19 protein-coding genes are annotated in these 18,545 nt (G+C 62.4%); 18 read left to right on the plus strand and 1 reads right to left on the minus strand.

Going from position 1 to position 18,545, the window contains the following annotated elements; genetic code table 11:
• The first annotated feature begins 30 nt into the window (after nt 1-30).
• A complete protein-coding gene (locus BC363_RS28530) occupies nt 31-702 on the plus strand; it encodes a methyltransferase (protein WP_065780822.1) in 672 nt (223 codons plus the stop codon).
• A gap of 125 nt (nt 703-827) precedes the next feature.
• Here BC363_RS28530 and BC363_RS28535 read toward each other — a convergent pair whose 3' ends face one another.
• A complete protein-coding gene (locus BC363_RS28535) occupies nt 828-1,481 on the minus strand; it encodes a hypothetical protein (protein WP_065780670.1) in 654 nt (217 codons plus the stop codon).
• A 306-nt stretch (nt 1,482-1,787) separates the two neighbouring features.
• Between BC363_RS28535 and sdhC the strand changes: the two genes are divergently transcribed.
• From sdhC to BC363_RS28620, 17 genes are all read left to right on the plus strand, one after another.
• Entirely contained in the window at nt 1,788-2,183 is a 396-nt protein-coding gene (gene sdhC / locus BC363_RS28540; protein WP_053249235.1) for a succinate dehydrogenase, cytochrome b556 subunit, read from the plus strand.
• A gap of 12 nt (nt 2,184-2,195) precedes the next feature.
• Entirely contained in the window at nt 2,196-2,576 is a 381-nt protein-coding gene (gene sdhD, locus BC363_RS28545; protein WP_065780672.1) for a succinate dehydrogenase, hydrophobic membrane anchor protein, read from the plus strand.
• Between the two features lie 7 nt (nt 2,577-2,583).
• A complete protein-coding gene (sdhA, locus tag BC363_RS28550) occupies nt 2,584-4,425 on the plus strand; it encodes a succinate dehydrogenase flavoprotein subunit (protein ID WP_065780674.1) in 1,842 nt (613 codons plus the stop codon).
• Between the two features lie 18 nt (nt 4,426-4,443).
• Entirely contained in the window at nt 4,444-5,223 is a 780-nt protein-coding gene (locus BC363_RS28555) for a succinate dehydrogenase iron-sulfur subunit (protein ID WP_065780680.1), read from the plus strand.
• Nucleotides 5,224-5,554: 331 nt separating this feature from the next.
• Nucleotides 5,555-6,097, plus strand: a complete 543-nt coding sequence (locus BC363_RS28560; protein WP_065780682.1) for a protease inhibitor Inh/omp19 family protein — start codon at nt 5,555-5,557, stop codon at nt 6,095-6,097.
• A gap of 62 nt (nt 6,098-6,159) precedes the next feature.
• Nucleotides 6,160-7,314: a cell division protein ZapE gene (gene zapE / locus BC363_RS28565; protein ID WP_065780684.1), complete on the plus strand. Its 1,155-nt coding sequence runs from the start codon at nt 6,160-6,162 to the stop codon at nt 7,312-7,314.
• Nucleotides 7,315-7,497: 183 nt separating this feature from the next.
• Nucleotides 7,498-8,463 carry a malate dehydrogenase gene (gene mdh, locus BC363_RS28570; protein WP_065780687.1) on the plus strand — a complete coding sequence of 322 codons (966 nt, stop codon included), beginning with the start codon at nt 7,498-7,500 and terminating at the stop codon, nt 8,461-8,463.
• Nucleotides 8,464-8,575: 112 nt separating this feature from the next.
• Nucleotides 8,576-9,772: an ADP-forming succinate--CoA ligase subunit beta gene (sucC, locus tag BC363_RS28575; RefSeq protein ID WP_065780690.1), complete on the plus strand. Its 1,197-nt coding sequence runs from the start codon at nt 8,576-8,578 to the stop codon at nt 9,770-9,772.
• 4 nt (nt 9,773-9,776) lie between these two features.
• Nucleotides 9,777-10,154, plus strand: a complete 378-nt coding sequence (locus BC363_RS28580; RefSeq protein WP_065780692.1) for a hypothetical protein — start codon at nt 9,777-9,779, stop codon at nt 10,152-10,154.
• 3 nt (nt 10,155-10,157) lie between these two features.
• Complete coding sequence (gene sucD / locus BC363_RS28585) at nt 10,158-11,060, plus strand: succinate--CoA ligase subunit alpha (protein ID WP_065780694.1); 903 nt, start codon at nt 10,158-10,160, stop codon at nt 11,058-11,060.
• A 268-nt stretch (nt 11,061-11,328) separates the two neighbouring features.
• Entirely contained in the window at nt 11,329-14,325 is a 2,997-nt protein-coding gene (locus tag BC363_RS28590; protein WP_065780696.1) for a 2-oxoglutarate dehydrogenase E1 component, read from the plus strand.
• Nucleotides 14,326-14,388: 63 nt separating this feature from the next.
• A complete protein-coding gene (gene odhB / locus BC363_RS28595; protein ID WP_065780699.1) occupies nt 14,389-15,618 on the plus strand; it encodes a 2-oxoglutarate dehydrogenase complex dihydrolipoyllysine-residue succinyltransferase in 1,230 nt (409 codons plus the stop codon).
• Between the two features lie 81 nt (nt 15,619-15,699).
• A complete protein-coding gene (locus BC363_RS28600) occupies nt 15,700-16,089 on the plus strand; it encodes an MAPEG family protein (protein ID WP_065780701.1) in 390 nt (129 codons plus the stop codon).
• A 118-nt stretch (nt 16,090-16,207) separates the two neighbouring features.
• A complete protein-coding gene (locus tag BC363_RS28605; RefSeq protein ID WP_065780703.1) occupies nt 16,208-16,633 on the plus strand; it encodes a VOC family protein in 426 nt (141 codons plus the stop codon).
• Complete coding sequence (locus BC363_RS28610) at nt 16,630-17,271, plus strand: LysE family translocator (RefSeq protein ID WP_065780707.1); 642 nt, start codon at nt 16,630-16,632, stop codon at nt 17,269-17,271. Before BC363_RS28605 ends, BC363_RS28610 begins: the two co-directional genes overlap by 4 nt.
• A complete protein-coding gene (locus BC363_RS28615; protein ID WP_065780709.1) occupies nt 17,271-17,774 on the plus strand; it encodes a hypothetical protein in 504 nt (167 codons plus the stop codon). The genes BC363_RS28610 and BC363_RS28615 overlap by 1 nt, the downstream gene beginning before the upstream one ends.
• Entirely contained in the window at nt 17,771-18,523 is a 753-nt protein-coding gene (locus BC363_RS28620; protein WP_065780823.1) for an SDR family oxidoreductase, read from the plus strand. Before BC363_RS28615 ends, BC363_RS28620 begins: the two co-directional genes overlap by 4 nt.
• Nucleotides 18,524-18,545: the final 22 nt, after the last annotated feature.

Here is an 18,545-nt window from a genome sequence, read left to right on the forward strand (position 1 = left end):
CCACTTTTCGGATCACGCTTGGAGCGTTTCTTGAAGACCGATCCCGAAAGCTTCATCCGCGCCAATACCGGCGTTCTGTCGCCGCCGCATGTGCCGGAAATCCGGCTGCATCTGGCGACGGAAGCGCACGAGCTCTGGCTGAAAACGGAGGAGGAACTGGAGGAAATCGGTCTGCCGCCGCCGTTCTGGGCCTTTGCCTGGGCCGGCGGCCAGGGGCTGGCGCGTTATATCATCGATCATCCGGAGGTGGTGCGCGGCCGGCGTGTCGTCGACTTCGCCTCGGGTTCCGGGCTGGTCGCCATCGCCGCGATGAAGGCCGGTGCGGCTTCGGTGCTTGCCGCCGATATCGATCCCTGGGCCGAGACGGCGGTGCGGCTCAATGCCGACCTCAACGGCGTCGAGATTGCCTATACTGCAGAGGATATCACCGGCCGCGACCTGGCCGCCGACATCTACCTTGCCGGCGACGTCTTCTACGACAAGTCCTTTGCCGAGCGCCTGCTGCCGTGGTTCACGGCGATCGTTTCCGGCGGTGCGACGGTTATCGTCGGCGATCCCGGTCGCGCCTATTGTCCGCGCGACAGGATGACGGCGCTGGCGACCTACGAGGTGCCGGTCACAAGGGCGCTTGAAGACAGCGAGGTCAAGCGCACGACGGTCTGGCGGTTCGGCGCGTCCGCGCCTGCGGTGGTTCAGGATTGACGGGTGGCTCGGTTGCGATCGGCCTTCGATCGAAGGCGTGCACCGGTTGTTGGGCGCTGAACGCGATTCAGCCTGGCTGTCATTGATGAGTGACGTTCAAGGCCTTCGCTCAGCTTGTCGCAAAGCTACCGCCGGATCACGCAGACACCATGTTCCCAGGCGCAGGAGTGGTTGAACGTTTTCGGCGACACGACGATGATCTTTGCGCGCTTCACCGGCTGCGGCGGCGCAAACTGACCGTCGTCATAGTAGCGGTAGTTGCCTTCCTGGCTGAAATAGATGCCGTTGCCCGGATCCCTATAGGCTGAAATGCCGCCGACATAGGTGCCGATGCTGCCGATCGTGTCGGGCAAGCCATCGCCGCCGTAGATATCCGGGCGATAATCGTAGCGGTCGCCTGATGTCCAGATGTTGCGCATTGCCTGGTCACGCCCCCAGCCGTCGCGGTAGTGCCGCCGCTCGGTATAGTGCCTGTCATATGGACGGTATCGGGGAAGGCGGATATGCCGGCCGCGGGTCTCGACTTCCGGCGGTCCGTTCTGGGCGGTCCAATCGTTGCGCGGTACCTGATTGCGGCCGTACGTTGCGCGATAACCCATGCGCTCGAACTGGTGGCGGGTAAAGGAGCGATGCGAATGCAGCCGGATATGCCGGCTGCGCGTCTGCACTTCCGGCGGCCCGCCCCAGTCTCCTGCCCTGACCGGCAGGCAGGCAGTGGCGACAAGGAGGCCGGCAAGTGCTAAAACTTTGGTCGCATGGATTGCTCGCAACAGAGTCATTCTGTCCGCCCTCCGCAAAACGCTTAACAAATCGTTAAGTCCACTCTGGGGCAATTTCGCCTGAAAGTCACGGATTTGGTTGTGTTTTTCGTGCGTATCGTTAATCGGGCGCGGTGTCTCGGTCGGACCTGAAAATGCCGCTTTTCGTCTAATCGATTAAATTGATTTTGCACTGCAAACACACTTGTCGTTAAGCAATATGGTGATTAAAGGTCCGAAGGACTGAATTGCGCACAATCAGGTGCGATACCGGACTAAAATCGTCCACTTTTTGGGCGTAAATCCGGGCATTTCCGTGAGGTTCCGATGACGGATGTCACAAGAAGCCGGCCGCTCTCGCCGCATCTTCAAATCTATAAACCAATCCCGACAATGGTGATGTCCATTGTGCACCGCATTACCGGCGGCGCGCTCTATTTCGGCACCATCCTCGTGGCCTGGTGGTTGATCGCCGCCGCGTCCGGCGAAGCATATTATGACTGGGTCAGCTGGCTGTTCGGCACGCTCCTCGGCAAGCTGGTGCTCTTCGGCTACACCTGGGCCCTGGTGCATCATATGCTCGGTGGCCTGCGCCACTTCATGTGGGACCTCGGCTATGGCTACGAGAAGCATTTTGCCACGAAGGTGGCCAAGGCAACGATCGTCGGGTCGGTAGCGCTCACCGTGCTGATCTGGGTGGTCGGCTATCTCGTGCGATACTGAGGGGACAAGACCATGAACATGCGCACACCTCTCAGCAAGGTCCGCGGCTACGGCTCCGCCAAGGAAGGCACCGATCACTTCTGGCGCCAGCGCGTCACGGCGGTCGCCAACGTGCCGCTGCTGATCTTCTTCGTCATCTTCCTCGTTCGTTATGCCGGCGCTCCCTACGCGGACGTCGTCGCAGCTCTTTCGAACCCCTTCGTCGCCGTCGTCATGGGACTGGTCCTGCTTTCGGGCCTGATCCACATGAAGCTCGGCATGCAGGTGATCATCGAGGACTACGTGCACGGCGAGGGCGCGAAGATCGCCCTTCTCATGCTCAACACATTTTTCGCGATCGCGGTTGGCGGACTCTGTCTTTTCGCCATCCTGAAGATCGCTTTTGCAGGGTAATTTCGTCATGGCATCGATCAGTTCACCCGCTGCAAACGGCAAGGCCTATCAGTATGTCGATCACGCCTTCGACGTCGTCGTCGTCGGCGCCGGCGGTGCCGGTCTGCGCGCCACGCTCGGCATGGCGGAGCAGGGCCTGAAGACGGCCTGCATCACCAAGGTCTTCCCGACCCGTTCGCACACCGTCGCGGCCCAGGGCGGCATCGCCGCCTCGCTGCAGAACATGACGCCGGACAGCTGGCAGTGGCACCTTTACGATACCGTCAAGGGTTCTGACTGGCTCGGCGACGTCGACGCCATGCAGTACCTCGCCATGGAAGCGCCGAAGGCGGTCTATGAGCTCGAGCACTATGGCGTGCCGTTCTCGCGCAACGAGGAAGGCAAGATCTACCAGCGGCCGTTCGGCGGCCACATGCAGAACTATGGCGAAGGCCCGCCGGTGCAGCGCACCTGTGCTGCGGCCGACCGCACCGGTCACGCCATCCTGCACACGCTTTACGGCCAGGCGCTCAGGAACAACGCCGAATTCTTCATCGAGTATTTCGCGCTCGACCTGATCATGTCGGATGACGGACGCTGCACCGGCGTCGTTGCCTGGAACCTCGACGACGGCACCATCCATCGCTTCTCCGCCAAGATGGTGGTGTTGGCGACCGGTGGTTACGGCCGCGCCTATTTCTCGGCAACCTCGGCTCACACCTGCACCGGCGACGGCGGCGGCATGATCGCCCGTGCCGGCCTGCCGCTGCAGGACATGGAATTCGTCCAGTTCCACCCGACCGGCATCTACGGCGCAGGCTGCCTGATCACCGAGGGTGCGCGCGGCGAAGGCGGTTATCTCGTCAATTCCGAAGGCGAGCGTTTCATGGAGCGCTATGCGCCGTCGGCCAAGGACCTTGCGTCGCGCGACGTCGTTTCGCGCTGCATGACGATGGAAATCCGCGAAGGCCGCGGCGTCGGCAAGAACAAGGACCACATCTTCCTGCATCTCGACCATCTCGATCCGGCCGTGCTGCATGAACGCCTGCCGGGCATCTCGGAATCGGCGAAGATCTTTGCCGGCGTCGACGTGACCCGCGAGCCGATCCCGGTCCTGCCGACCGTGCACTACAACATGGGCGGCGTGCCGACCAACTATTGGGGCGAAGTGCTCAACGCCGACAGCCAGAACCCCGAGCGCATCGCGCCCGGCCTGATGGCCGTGGGTGAAGCCGGCTGCGCTTCGGTGCACGGTGCCAACCGTCTCGGCTCGAACTCGCTGATCGACCTGGTCGTCTTCGGCCGGGCCGCTGCCATCCGCGCCGGCCAGGTCATCGACCGCAACGAGGCGGTGCCGGCGCTCAACGTCGCCGCCTGCGACAAGATCATGGCCCGCTTCGACGCCCAGCGTCACGCCAATGGCGGCACGCCGACGGCGGTGCTGCGTGAAAAGATGCAGCGCGCCATGCAGGAAGACGCCGCCGTGTTCCGCACGCAGGAATCGCTGGAATCGGGCTGCAAGCGCATCTCGGCGATCTGGCAGGAATTGCCAGACGTGAAGGTTACCGACCGGTCGATGATCTGGAATTCCGACCTCGTCGAGACACTGGAGCTGCAGAACCTGATGGCCAACGCCATCACCACGATCTACGGCGCCGAAGCGCGCAAGGAGAGCCGTGGCTCGCACGCCCGCGAAGACTATACCGGCGGGGCGCTTGGCGGCCGCGACGACGTCAACTGGCGCAAGCACACGCTCGCCTGGGTCAACGAGGCTGGCGACGTCAAGCTCGACTATCGCCCGGTTCACACCGACCTGATCGCCGAAGGCATCGATCCGAAAAAGATCGAGCCCAAGGCCCGCGTCTACTGATCTTGAGGAATAAGGCACATGGTTGAACTCGCTCTCCCCAAGAACTCGCAGATGACCGAAGGCAAGGTCTGGCCGAAGCCGGAAGGCGCGACCAATGTTCGCGAATACCGCATCTACCGCTGGAACCCGGATGACGGCAACAATCCGCGCATCGATACCTTCTATATCGATATCGACGATTGCGGCCCGATGGTGCTCGACGGTCTGCTCTACATCAAGAACAAGATCGATCCGACGCTGACGCTGCGCCGCTCCTGCCGCGAAGGCATCTGCGGCTCCTGCGCGATGAACATCGACGGTACCAACACGCTGGCCTGCACCAAGGGCATGGACGAGGTGAAGGGTGCGGTAAAGGTCTATCCGCTGCCGCACATGCCCGTCGTCAAGGACCTGGTGCCGGACCTCACCCACTTCTATGCCCAGCACCGCTCGATCGAGCCCTGGCTGAAGACGGTGACGCCGACGCCGGCCAAGGAATGGAAGCAGAGCCACGAGGACCGCCTTAAGCTCGACGGCCTCTACGAATGCATTCTCTGCGCCTGCTGCTCGACCTCCTGTCCGAGCTATTGGTGGAACGGCGACCGTTACCTCGGTCCGGCGGTTCTGCTGCAGGCCTATCGCTGGCTGATCGACAGCCGCGATGAAGCGACCGGTGAACGTCTCGACAATCTCGAGGATCCGTTCCGCCTCTATCGCTGCCACACGATCATGAATTGCGCCCAGGCCTGTCCGAAGGGCCTCAACCCGGCCAAGGCGATCGGCGAGATCAAGAAGATGCTGGTCGAGCGTCGGGTCTGATCCGACGCTCTTTAAGAGTTATCGCACATCGCGGCGGGCCCTGTGCCCGCCGTTTGCGTTTCCTCTCGGTGGAGCGAGGAAGCGCCCTCAAACGGCCCAGTCGGCCCATCCGACAATCGTTGATTGTGCCGGCGCAAGACGGTCATTTCGGTCACCCGAAGCAACACGCGGCCGGGCAAGAATTCGCGATTGTCCCGTTCGCGCGGACGTTTCAATCCTGCAACAGGTCTCCATGAATCGTCGTCCCTTGATTTGACAGGTGGATTTGCTGTATTTCGGCCTATATTATCGCGTTGCATCATGGTTCGCGGAACACATCGGGAGTAAAGATATGCGGGTTATTCATGCGGCGGCGGGGCTGGCGGTTGTGCTTGCGCTGACCGGATGCCAGCGGACATCGATGGGTGGCTTCAGCTCCCAGGATTCTTCACCTGCTCCCCTCCAGGCTCAGCCCGTGCCGTCGGTCTCGTCGAACCAGCTCCCCGATCCCACTGGCAACACGTCGCAATTCCCGGCTGCACCGACGGCTGGAACGGCGGTAGCGGGTGGCGCGCAGCAAGCCGGCACGCAGGTTGCCGCAGCCACCAACGCACTCGATGTGACCAAGGAATCGATGGTCGGCAACTGGCGCGTTTCCAGCGCCGGCAGCTCCTGCGACATGTTCCTGACGCTTACCAACCTCGGCAGCGGTTCGCGCGGCGGCACGCGCGGCTGCGCCGGCGAGCTCACGGCCATGGGCTCCTGGGAAGTGGCCGGCAAGCAGGTTGTCCTGAAGGACCGTACCGGCAACGCCATCGCCCGCCTCTACAAGACGGCCGATGCGCGCTTCGACGGCTCGACCAATGGTGGCCAGCCCGTCAGCCTCAGCCGCTAATGGCATGGTCCAGCCCGGCTTACCGCCGGGCTTCCTGTTTTCCGGTCCACCTCGGGTGAGACGTGCTCAATCCTGACGACAGCATCTACCGCAAGCTCGAAACGCTCGTTCAGAGCGGCGAGCGCAAACGCGATCCCGCCCAGTTCGCGATCGCCCGGCGATTCGACCACCTTTCGGCCGAGTTGCTCGCGAGCAGACCGTCGCGCAAGACCAATGCGCTCGGCTGGCTTTTTGCCTCGCGCAAGAAGGATCATCCGCCGGTCAAAGGGCTCTACATCCATGGCGGCGTCGGCCGCGGCAAGACCATGCTGATGGACATGTTCTTCGAGGCCGTGCCGATCCAGCGCAAGCGCCGGGCGCATTTTCACGAGTTCATGGCTGACGTGCATGAGCGGATCTACAAGCACCGCCAGAAGCTGAAGAATGGCGAGACGAAGCAGGCCGATCCGATCCCGCCGGTCGCCTCCGAGCTTTTCGGCGAGGCGCGGCTTCTCTGCTTCGATGAGTTTACGGTCACCGATATCGCCGATGCGATGATCCTTGGCCGCCTTTTTGGCGAGCTGTTCGCCAAGGGCTGCGTGCTGGTGGCGACGTCAAACGTGGCGCCTGACAATCTCTATCGCGACGGGCTGAACCGCGGCCTCTTCCTGCCCTTCATCGATCTCCTGAAGGCCAATGCCGAGATCATCTCGCTGGATACGGATACCGACTATCGCCTGACCAAGACGGACGGCAGCCCGGTCTGGCTGTCGCCGCTCGGAGCGGAAGCAGAAGCCGCCATGGATCGCGCCTGGTACTGCGTGACGGCCGGCGCACCGGTCGCTGCTGCGGAGGTGGCGCGCAAGGGCCGCAAGATCCCTGTGCCGGTCGCTGCCGGCAAGAGCGCCCGCTTCACCTTCGCCGACCTCTGCCAGCAGCCGCTGGGGGCCGCCGACTATCTGGCGATCCTCGCGCGCTACACGACGATCTTCGTCGATCACGTGCCGCATCTGGGGCCCCACATGCGCAACGAGACCAAACGCTTCATTCTTCTGGTCGACACGCTTTACGACAACGGCGCCCGTCTCTTCGCCTCGGCGGCCTCGGCGCCGCAGGATCTCCTGACCCAGAAGAAGGGTACCGAAGGCTTCGAATTCGACCGCACGGTTTCGCGGCTGATCGAGATGCAGAGTGAAGAATACGCCGCCGCGCACCCCGCCAACAGTGCTGTTTCGTGACGCAGGCATGACGGAAATTCTTACGTTTACGTAAGAATTTTATGATCTAACCGATTGAAATTGTTCCATCCAAAAGTATCGTTTGATATTTTAACGATTGCCGTTTAATGGCTTCCGGCGAAGGTTTGGCGTTTGCGGCGTTTCAGGCCTCGATCAGTTTGGGATCACAAAGGAAGCACTTTCATGGCGCGCAACAAGATCGCACTTATCGGTTCAGGGATGATTGGTGGCACGCTGGCGCATCTCGCCGGCCTGAAGGAACTGGGCGACATCGTCCTCTTCGACATCGCCGACGGCATCCCCCAGGGTAAAGGCCTCGACATCGGCCAGTCCTCCCCGGTCGAAGGCTTCGACGCGAACCTGACGGGTGCCAGCGACTATTCCGCCATCGAAGGCGCTGACGTGTGCATCGTCACCGCCGGTGTTGCCCGCAAGCCGGGCATGAGCCGTGACGACCTTCTCGGCATCAACCTCAAGGTCATGGAACAGGTCGGTGCAGGCATCAAGAAGTATGCCCCGAACGCCTTCGTGATCTGCATCACCAACCCGCTCGACGCCATGGTCTGGGCGCTGCAGAAGTTCTCCGGCCTGCCGAAGAACAAGGTCGTCGGGATGGCCGGCGTTCTCGACAGCGCGCGCTTCCGCCTGTTCCTCAGCCAGGAATTCAACGTTTCGGTCCAGGACGTCACCGCCTTCGTTCTCGGCGGTCATGGCGACACCATGGTGCCGCTCGCCCGCTACTCGACCGTCGCTGGCATTCCGCTGACCGACCTCATCGAGATGGGCTGGGTCACCAAGGAGCGCCTCGAAGAAATCATCCAGCGCACCCGTGACGGCGGCGCCGAAATCGTCGGTCTGCTCAAGACCGGCTCTGCCTACTACGCGCCGGCCGCTTCCGCGATCGAGATGGCCGAAGCCTACCTCAAGGACAAGAAGCGCGTTCTGCCCTGCGCTGCGCACCTGACCGGCCAGTACGGCGTCAAGGACATGTATGTCGGCGTTCCGACCGTCATCGGCGCCGGCGGCGTCGAGCGCATCATCGAGATCGACCTCAACAAGACCGAGAAGGAAGCTTTCGACAAGTCGGTCGCTTCGGTCGCCGGCCTCTGCGAAGCCTGCATCGGCATCGCGCCGAGCCTGAAGCAGTAATCGCGCCGGTGGAGCGGACGCTTACATCCGCTCTACCTCTTTGTTTTTGCCGCATTTGTGCGACGACAGGTGTCCCACCTGTCTGCAAAATGCTCCAGACAGGAAAAACACCATGAACATTCATGAATATCAGGCCAAGGCTCTGTTGAAGAGCTACGGCGCGCCGGTCGCGGAAGGTGTCGCGATCTTCTCCGCCGCCGAAGCCGAAGCTGCTGCAAAGAAGCTCCCGGGCCCGCTCTATGTCGTCAAGAGCCAGATCCATGCCGGTGGCCGCGGCAAGGGCAAGTTCAAGGAGCTCAACGCCGACGCCAAGGGCGGCGTGCGCCTGGCCAAGTCGGTCGAAGACGTCGTCGCCAACGTCAAGGAAATGCTCGGCAACACGCTGGTGACCAAGCAGACCGGCCCGGCCGGCAAGCAGGTCAACCGCCTGTACATCGAAGATGGCGCCGACATCGATCGCGAGCTTTACCTCTCGATCCTCGTCGACCGCGCCGTCGGCCAGGTCGCTTTCGTCGTTTCGACCGAAGGCGGCATGGACATCGAAGCCGTTGCCGAACACACGCCTGAAAAGATCGTCACCGTCGCGATCGACCCGGAGACGGGTGTGACCGCCGCCAACCTGAAGACGCTCGCCGACGCGCTGAAGCTCGAAGGCGAAGCCCGCGCCGATTCCGAGACGCTGTTCCCGATCCTCTACAAGGCCTTCGTCGAGAAGGACATGAGCCTTCTGGAAGTGAACCCGCTGATCGTCATGACCAACGGCCGCCTGCGCGTTCTCGACGCCAAGGTCTCGTTCGACGGCAATGCGCTGTTCCGCCACGACGACGTCGTTGCGCTCCGCGACACGACCGAGGAAGACGAGAAGGAAATCGAAGCGTCGAAGTACGACCTCGCCTATGTCGCCCTCGAAGGCAACATCGGCTGCATGGTCAACGGCGCCGGCCTTGCCATGGCGACCATGGACATCATCAAGCTCTACGGTGCTGAGCCGGCGAACTTCCTCGACGTCGGTGGCGGCGCCTCCAAGGAAAAGGTCACCGCGGCCTTCAAGATCATCACCGCCGATCCGGCTGTCGAAGGCATCCTGGTCAACATCTTCGGCGGCATCATGAAGTGCGACGTCATTGCCGAAGGCGTGATCGCCGCCGTCAAGGAAGTGGGCCTCAAGGTTCCGCTCGTCGTTCGCCTCGAGGGCACCAACGCCGAGCTCGGCAAGAAGATCATCAATGAAAGCGGCCTGAACACGGTTTCGGCCGATGATCTGGACGACGCCGCCCAGAAGATCGTCGCAGCGGTTAAGGGAGCCTGACATCGTGACCGATCAGGGCAAACCTATCGCGCGTCAACCGTTTGGCCCGAGCCAGACCGACCTCGATCTGTGCTATTTCGTTTGCTGGGACAGGTCTCCTGAACCTGAAGACGGGGTTGCCGAGCGTTGGGCGCACTTCACCGACAACGAAGACGCCGTGGCCTACTTCAAGGAAAAGTCGAAAGACGAAACCTTGTTTGTCTGGAAGGGCGAACTCGGGATCTCCAAGGTGGATAGCCAGTTCGACTGGTTCCATACGAACTGGTCCAAAAATCTACGAAGCCATCTCGTTGAGCCGGAAACGTCTGGCAAAGGCTACCGCTGGTCGCGCGATGCTTTTGAGGAATTCGATTCCCTCGATATCGAGGAAGAGGAAAGCTGATCCATGTCCATTCTGATCAACAAAGACACAAAGGTTCTCGTACAGGGCCTGACCGGCAAGACCGGCACCTTCCACACCGAGCAGGCGCTTGCCTATCACGGCACCCAGATGGTCGGCGGTATCCACCCGAAGAAGGGCGGCGAGACCTGGACCGGCTCCAAGGGCGAAAGCCTGCCGATCTTCGCTTCGGTTGCCGAAGGCCGTGACGTCACCGGCGCCAATGCCTCGGTAATCTATGTTCCGCCGGCCGGTGCCGCGGCTGCGATCATCGAAGCCATCGACGCCGAGATCCCGTTGATCGTCTGCATCACCGAAGGCATCCCGGTTGCCGACATGGTCAAGGTCAAGGCTCGCCTCGACAAGTCGTCGTCGCGCCTGATCGGCCCGAACTGCCCGGGCGTGCTCACCCCGAACGAGTGCAAGATCGGCATCATGCCGGGCAACATCTTCCGCAAGGGTTCGGTCGGCGTTCTTTCGCGCTCCGGCACGCTCACCTATGAAGCGGTGTTCCAGACCTCCAACGAAGGCCTCGGCCAGACCACGGCTGTCGGCATCGGCGGCGACCCGGTCAAGGGCACCGAGTTCATCGACATGCTGGAAATGTTCCTCGCCGACGACGAGACGAAGTCGATCATCATGATCGGTGAAATCGGCGGCTCGGCCGAAGAAGAAGCGGCTCAGTTCCTGAAAGACGAAGCCAAGCGTGGCCGCAAGAAGCCGATGGTCGGCTTCATCGCCGGCCGCACGGCTCCTCCCGGCCGCACCATGGGCCATGCCGGCGCAGTCATTTCCGGCGGCAAGGGTGGCGCGGAAGACAAGATCGCCGCCATGGAATCGGCCGGCATCCGCGTCTCGCCGTCGCCGGCACGCCTCGGCAAGACGCTGGTCGAAGTCCTCAAGGGCTGACCTCACGTTCGCGTCGTCGGGGCCGGCCGTCCGGGCCGCTCCCGACGAACGCACCGCTTGCATGATTCCTTCGGTCGGCATCGATCTAAGGACAAAATTATGCAGCAAGTAGAAGGTGTTACGGTGGCCCTTGCGCGTCATGTTCGATGCGTGCCGCCGTAAAGACGCAAGCAGGGCGCACAGGATGTGCCCGGTAATGATGAACGACCGGGAAAACCCGGCATCCCAACTTAAGTCAGGAGGCGGACCAAAACGTCCGCGAGAACCCATGGCAAGGCAAGAGGCCAACGAGCAATTCCAGCTCACATCGTTTCTGGACGGCGCGAACGCCGCCTATATCGAGCAGCTCTATGCACGCTACGAAACGGATCCGTCGTCCGTCTCGGCTGAATGGCAGGCCTTCTTCAAGGCACTCGCCGACAAGCCGGAAGATGTGGTGAAGGCTGCCAAGGGCGCCTCCTGGAAGAAGCCCAACTGGCCGATCGTCGCCAATGGCGAACTCGTCTCTGCGCTCGATGGCGACTGGGGTACGGTCGAAAAGGTCATCGAGAAGAAGGTCAAGGCGAAGGCGGAAGAAGCCGCTGCCGTCACCGGCACCGCCGTGAGCGCCGCAGATATCCTTCAGGCGACGCGCGATTCCGTTCGCGCCATCATGATGATTCGCGCCTATCGTGCTCGTGGCCACCTGCATGCCAAGCTCGATCCGCTCGGCCTTGCTGCCCCGGTAGATGACTACAACGAGCTTTCGCCCTCGAACTACGGGTTTGAGGAGAAGGATCTCGACCGCAAGATCTTCATCGACAACGTGCTCGGCCTCGAATACGCGAGCATTCGCGAAATGGTCGAAATCCTCGAGCGGACCTACTGCTCGACGATCGGCGTCGAATTCATGCACATGTCCAACCCGGAAGAGAAGGCCTGGATTCAGGAACGCATCGAAGGTCCGGACAAGGGTGTCGAGTTCACGCCCGAGGGCAAGAAGGCGATCCTGCAGAAGCTGATCGAGTCGGAAGGCTTCGAACAGTTCATCGACGTCAAGTACAAGGGCACCAAGCGCTTCGGTCTCGACGGCGGCGAATCGTTGATCCCGGCGCTCGAGCAGATCATCAAGCGCGGCGGCCAGGAAGGCCTCAAGGAAATCGTTCTCGGCATGGCTCACCGCGGCCGCCTGAACGTACTCTCGCAGGTCATGGCCAAGCCGCACCGCGCCATCTTCCACGAATTCAAGGGCGGTTCCTACGCCCCTGACGACGTCGAAGGTTCGGGCGACGTGAAGTACCACCTCGGCGCTTCCTCCGACCGCGAATTCGACGGCAACAAGGTTCACCTGTCGCTGACGGCAAACCCGTCGCACCTGGAAATCGTCAACCCTGTGGTCATGGGCAAGGCCCGGGCCAAGCAGGACCAGATGGCGACCGTGTTCGAAGGCGACATCATTCCGTTGCGCGAACGCTCCAAGGTCATGCCGCTGCTGCTGCATGGCGACGCAGCCTTTGCCGGTCAGGGCGTCATTGCCGAAATCCTCGGCCTTTCCGGTCTGCGCGGTCACCGCGTTGCCGGCACGGTCCACTTCATCATCAACAACCAGATCGGCTTCACCACGAACCCGGCCTTCTCGCGCTCGTCGCCCTATCCGTCGGATGTGGCCAAGATGATCGAGGCGCCGATCTTCCACGTGAACGGCGACGATCCGGAAGCGGTCGTCTACGGCGCCAAGATCGCCACCGAGTTCCGGATGAAGTTCCACAAGCCTGTTGTGGTCGACATGTTCTGCTACCGCCGCTTCGGCCACAACGAAGGCGATGAGCCTGCGTTCACGCAGCCGAAGATGTACAAGGTCATCCGCGCCCACAAGACCGTCGTCCAGCTCTACTCGGACCGCCTGATCGCCGAAGGCCTGATCACCGAAGGCGAAGTCGAGAAGATGAAGGCCGATTGGCGCGCCCATCTCGAGCAGGAGTTCGAGGCTGGCCAGTCCTACAAGCCCAACAAGGCCGACTGGCTGGATGGTGTCTGGTCGGGCCTGCGCTCGGCCGACAACCAGGACGAACAGCGTCGCGGCAAGACCTCCGTGCCGATGAAGCAGCTCAAGGAAATCGGCCGCAAGATCGCCGAGATCCCGGCCGGCTTCAACGCCCACCGCACGATCCAGCGCTTCATGGAAAACCGCGCCAACATGGTTTCGACCGGCGAGGGCATCGACTGGGCGATGGCCGAAGCGCTCGCGTTCGGCACGCTCGTCACGGAAGGCACGAAGATCCGCCTGTCCGGCCAGGACTGCGAACGCGGCACGTTCTCGCAGCGTCACTCGGTTCTCTACGATCAGCAGACCGAAGACCGTTACATCCCGCTTGCCAACCTCGCTCCGACCCAGGCGCGCTACGAAGTCATCAACTCGATGCTTTCGGAAGAAGCGGTGCTCGGCTTCGAATACGGCTACTCGCTGGCCCGCCCGAACGCGCTGACGCTCTGGGAAGCCCAGTTCGGCGACTTCGCCAACGGCGCGCAGGTCGTCTTCGACCAGTTCGTCTCGTCGGGTGAACGCAAGTGGCTGCGCATGTCGGGCCTCGTCTGCCTGCTGCCGCACGGTTACGAAGGTCAGGGTCCGGAGCACTCGTCTGCCCGCCTCGAACGCTTCCTGCAGCTCTGCGCGGAAGACAACATGCAGGTCGCCAACGTCACGACGCCGGCGAACTATTTCCATATCCTGCGCCGCCAGGTGAAGCGCGACTTCCGCAAGCCGCTGATCCTGATGACGCCGAAGTCGCTGCTGCGTCACAAGCGTGCGGTTTCGAGCCTGTCGGAGATGGCCGGCGAAAGCTCGTTCCACCGGCTGCTGTGGGATGACGCCGAGGTCATCAAGGATGGCCCGATCAAGCTGCAGAAGGATTCGAAGATCCGTCGCGTCGTACTGTGCTCGGGCAAGGTCTACTACGATCTGCTCGAAGAGCGCGAAAAGCGTGGCATCGACGACGTCTATCTGCTGCGCGTCGAACAGCTCTATCCGTTCCCGGCCAAGGCGCTGATCAACGAACTCAGCCGCTTCCGCAACGCGGAGATGGTCTGGTGCCAGGAAGAGCCGAAGAACATGGGCGCCTGGTCGTTCATCGACCCGTACCTGGAATGGGTGCTCGCCCATATCGACGCCAAGTATCAGCGCGTGCGCTACACCGGCCGTCCGGCTGCCGCTTCGCCGGCAACGGGCCTGATGTCGAAGCACATGGCGCAGCTGGCCGCCTTCCTCGAGGACGCGCTGGGGGGCTGATCCTGCCCCCTTGGCGCCGAGCCAATCGATAGAAACAGATATCTGATCAACGGAACAAAAATCATGGCAACAGAAATCCGCGTTCCCACCCTTGGCGAGTCCGTCAGTGAAGCGACCGTCGGTACCTGGTTCAAGAAGGTCGGCGATGCCATCAAGGCAGACGAACCGCTGCTCGAACTCGAAACCGACAAGGTGACGATCGAAGTTCCGGCTCCCTCGGCCGGCGTTCTCTCCGAAATCGTCGTCCAGGCCGGCGAAACCGTTGGCCTCGGCGCCCTGCTCGGCCAGATTGCTGCCGGTTCGGGTGCTGCTGCGGCTCCCGCCGCTACTGCCGAGAAGAAGGCAGAGCCGGTTGCCGCCGCTCCGGCCGTTGCTACAGCGCCGCAGGCTGCCTCGTCGATGCCACCGGCTCCGTCCGCCGGCAAGCTGCTTGCCGAAAGCAACCTCTCGGCCGATCAGGTCGATGGGTCGGGCAAGCGTGGCCAGGTCTTGAAGGGCGACGTGCTTGCCGCTGTCGCCAAGGGCGTTTCGGCACCGGCCGCTTCCGAGCCGGTCAAGGTCCAGGCCCGCGCGCCGTCGACGGCCGAGGACGTCGTTCGCGAAGAGCGCGTCAAGATGACCCGCCTGCGCCAGACGATCGCCCGTCGCCTCAAGGACGCGCAGAACACTGCGGCCATGCTCACCACCTACAACGAGGTGGACATGAGCGCGGTCATGAGCCTGCGCAACAAGTACAAGGACATCTTCGAGAAGAAGCATGGCGTGAAGCTCGGCTTCATGGGCTTCTTCACCAAGGCCGTTACCCACGCGCTGAAGGAAATCCCTGCTGTCAACGCCGAGATCGACGGCACCGACGTCATCTACAAGAACTTCTGCCACATCGGCGTCGCCGTTGGCACCGACAAGGGTCTTGTCGTGCCGGTCGTTCGCGATGCCGACCAGATGTCGATCGCCGAGATCGAGAAGGATATCGGCCGCCTGGGCAAGCTTGCCCGTGACGGTCAGCTCTCCATGGCCGACATGCAGGGCGGTACCTTCACCATCTCCAACGGCGGCGTCTACGGTTCGCTGATGTCCTCGCCGATCCTGAACGCGCCGCAGTCGGGCATTCTCGGCATGCACAAGATCCAGGACCGCCCGGTCGTGGTCGGCGGTCAGATCGTCATCCGTCCGATGATGTACCTGGCGCTGTCCTACGACCACCGCATGGTCGACGGCAAGGAAGCGGTTACCTTCCTCGTGCGCGTCAAGGACAGCCTCGAGGATCCGGAGCGTCTGGTTCTCGATCTCTAGGGGCTCGATCTCCAAGGCAATGGCGGGGGCGCGATCGCAGCCCCCGTTTCCTTCTCCGGCCCGTTCATTCCGGATCGCACGATGTCGCTGGAACTGACCTACCTGCTCTGGAGCGCCATTCTCGCCTTCGTCTATGTGATGGCGCAGGCGGGGACCTATCGGCTGCAGAACGGGATCATCGAAGCCGACACCAATCGCGATGTCGCGCCCGAGCCGAACATCTTCACAGGCCGGGCCACCCGGGCCTTGCGCAACTTCCATGAGACCTATCCGGTCTTCATAGCGCTCGCCGTTGTGATCGAGTTTTCGGGCCGGAGCGACGCGCTCACCCAATGGGGCGCGATGATCTGGTTCTGGGCAAGGGCGGCCTATCTGCCGATCTATATCGGCGGTCTGGGGCTGGTCCGCTCGGCTGTGTGGACGGTTTCCGCCGCCGGGCTCATACTGATGCTGGCAGGTATTCTCGTCTAGAGCGTTTCCGTTTTTACACGGAGTCTTGGAAGCGCTCTATCTATTTGTTTTTACGCATTTCCTGACGGAAAACCGCTTCGCACTTTTCCTGGAAATGCTCTAGACGGAGGCGCACGACATGGCATTCGGGTCCGACGTACCACCTATCCAGGCACACATCTGCGTCAGCGACGGGTTGGCGGCAATCGCCTTCTACGAGAAGGCATTCGGTGCGGTGAACACGTTCCACCAGATGGCGGAAGACGGCAAACGCGTGATGCACGCCAACCTCGCGCTGTTCGGCGGCGAGATCATGATGCATGACGAGTTTCCCGAGTTTGGCGGCAGCGTGCTGTCGCCGCTGACCGTCGGCGGCACCGGCGTGGCGATCAACATCAATCTGCCAGCGGCGGCCGATGTCGATGCGGCCTATGCAAGGGCCATGGCGGCCGGGGCATCGACAGTGCTGGAGCCGCAGGATACGTTCTGGCAGGCGCGTTATGCGCGCATCAAGGATCCCTTCGGCCACGTCTGGGCCTTCAACGCACCGGTCGCACAATCATGAGTCAATATCTTCTCGAACTCGCATCACTGATGGCGATCTTCGCCTTCGCCATCGTTTCGCCCGGCGCCGATCTGGCGATGGTGATGCGCCAATCGATCGTCCATGGCCGCCGTCCGGCGATCATCACGTCCTTCGGCATCGGCACCTCGCTGATGTTCCACGTCACCTATACGATCCTTGGCCTCGGCCTGATCATTTCGCAGTCGATCTATCTGTTCAACATCGTCAAATGGTGCGGTGTGGCTTACCTGATCTACATCGGGATCAAGGCGCTGCGGGCGGGCCAGACGGAGATTTCGGTCGACGCGGCACCTTCCGGCGAGCCGGCAAAAAGCCAGTCCGCGGTCAAGGCATTCGGCCTCGGCTTTGCGGCCAATGCGCTCAATCCGAAGCCGGTGTTCTTCTTCCTGTCGATCTTCTCGACGGTCGTCGGCGCCCATACGCCGATCATGATCAAGTTCGGCTATGGGGTCGTGATGGCGACCTGCCTCATCCTGTGGTTCGTCGGCGTCAGCCTGTTCATGACCACGCCGCGCATGCGCGCCGCCTTCACCCGTGCCAGCAAGTGGATCGACCGCGCCAGCGGCCTGGTGTTCATCGCGCTCGGACTGAAGCTTGCGACCGAGAAGGCCGCCTGATGGTGTTTGCCCGCTCCTTGCTTGTTGCTGCAATCGGTGCCGTGGCTGCCACGCCGGCGTTTGGCCAGGAGTGCAGCCAGGCCCGCGCCATCTACGGCGACCGTGATGGGGGGTACGAGCTGCGCTTCGAGCCGGTGGGATCGGAAAGCGCGGTGACGAGCAATCATTTCAAGATCGCGGTTTTGAAGCCGGGCCTGCTGCTCGACGGCGTCGTCATGCCCTCCGGCGAACCGGAACGCGCGACCGGCATCGTCATGCACAATTGCCCTACCGGTGACGTCACCGGCGAAGAGCTTCGGACCTGCACCGTCTGGCAGGGGCCGGTCTATTCCGTCGACAAGGCCGGTGCGATCGCCGAAATCCCGGCCGAAGACGCGCCGGCCGCACACCAGATCCTGCTGCCCGATTTCGGTCCGTCGCTGCGTGCCTCCAGCGCCTGGGGCAAGGGCAAGGCGGAGGTCGACAGCTGGGATGCCTTCACCCTCAAGGGGTGCGCCGCATGAGTGCTGCGCCCGTTGTTCTCGTCACCGGCGGCAGCCGTGGCATCGGGGCAGCCGTCTGCCTTGGCGCCGCCAGGGCCGGGTGGTCCGTCGTCGTGAACTACGCATCGAACGCCGAGGCGGCCGATGCCGTCGTGGCCGCAATCCGGCAAGGCGGCGGTTCGGCGATCGCGGTCAAGGGCGACGTCGGGTCCGATGCGGATATCAAGTCGATCTTTGCGGCTGTCGACAAGGCCTTCGGCCGGCTCGACGGGCTGGTCAACAATGCCGGCATCGTCGGCCCGACCCAACGCGTCGACGAAATGTCGGTCGAGCGGCTCGAGCGGATGTTCCGCATCAATGTTACCGGCTCCATCCTGTGCGCGGGCGAAGCGGTTCGCCGCATGTCGACACGCCATGGCGGCAAGGGCGGCGTCATCGTCAATATCTCGTCGGTTGCGGCCGAACTCGGCTCGCCGGCGCAATATGTCGACTATGCCGCCTCGAAGGGTGCGATCGACACGTTCACCATCGGCCTTGCGCGTGAAGTCGCGACCGAGGGCGTGCGCGTCAATGCGGTTCGCCCCGGCATCATCGACACTGAAATCCACGCGTCCGGCGGCCTGCCGGACCGGGCACGCGATCTCGCGTCAACCATCCCCGTCCAGCGACCCGGCACGGCCGAGGAAGTGGCGGATGCGGTTCTTTATCTCCTGTCCGATAAGGCGACTTACGTGACGGGAGCCATTCTCAATGTCAGCGGCGGACGGTAACCGTCCTGAAGGAAGGATAATC

The sequence above is a fragment of the Ensifer sp. LC384 genome, assembly GCF_001695865.1.
GTDB lineage: Bacteria > Pseudomonadota > Alphaproteobacteria > Rhizobiales > Rhizobiaceae > Ensifer.

Coding starts and splice junctions, on each gene's coding strand:
- BC363_RS28560 (WP_065780682.1), top strand. CDS start 5,555: ATGCGGGTTATTCATGCGGCGGCGGGGCTGGCGGTTGTGCTTGCGCTG.
- sucD (WP_065780694.1), top strand. CDS start 10,158: ATGTCCATTCTGATCAACAAAGACACAAAGGTTCTCGTACAGGGCCTG.
- sdhA (WP_065780674.1), top strand. CDS start 2,584: ATGGCATCGATCAGTTCACCCGCTGCAAACGGCAAGGCCTATCAGTAT.
- sucC (WP_065780690.1), top strand. CDS start 8,576: ATGAACATTCATGAATATCAGGCCAAGGCTCTGTTGAAGAGCTACGGC.
- BC363_RS28615 (WP_065780709.1), top strand. CDS start 17,271: ATGGTGTTTGCCCGCTCCTTGCTTGTTGCTGCAATCGGTGCCGTGGCT.
- BC363_RS28590 (WP_065780696.1), top strand. CDS start 11,329: ATGGCAAGGCAAGAGGCCAACGAGCAATTCCAGCTCACATCGTTTCTG.
- BC363_RS28600 (WP_065780701.1), top strand. CDS start 15,700: ATGTCGCTGGAACTGACCTACCTGCTCTGGAGCGCCATTCTCGCCTTC.
- BC363_RS28605 (WP_065780703.1), top strand. CDS start 16,208: ATGGCATTCGGGTCCGACGTACCACCTATCCAGGCACACATCTGCGTC.
- sdhC (WP_053249235.1), top strand. CDS start 1,788: ATGACGGATGTCACAAGAAGCCGGCCGCTCTCGCCGCATCTTCAAATC.
- BC363_RS28555 (WP_065780680.1), top strand. CDS start 4,444: ATGGTTGAACTCGCTCTCCCCAAGAACTCGCAGATGACCGAAGGCAAG.
- BC363_RS28620 (WP_065780823.1), top strand. CDS start 17,771: ATGAGTGCTGCGCCCGTTGTTCTCGTCACCGGCGGCAGCCGTGGCATC.
- mdh (WP_065780687.1), top strand. CDS start 7,498: ATGGCGCGCAACAAGATCGCACTTATCGGTTCAGGGATGATTGGTGGC.
- sdhD (WP_065780672.1), top strand. CDS start 2,196: ATGAACATGCGCACACCTCTCAGCAAGGTCCGCGGCTACGGCTCCGCC.
- odhB (WP_065780699.1), top strand. CDS start 14,389: ATGGCAACAGAAATCCGCGTTCCCACCCTTGGCGAGTCCGTCAGTGAA.
- BC363_RS28535 (WP_065780670.1), bottom strand. CDS start 1,481: ATGACTCTGTTGCGAGCAATCCATGCGACCAAAGTTTTAGCACTTGCC.
- BC363_RS28610 (WP_065780707.1), top strand. CDS start 16,630: ATGAGTCAATATCTTCTCGAACTCGCATCACTGATGGCGATCTTCGCC.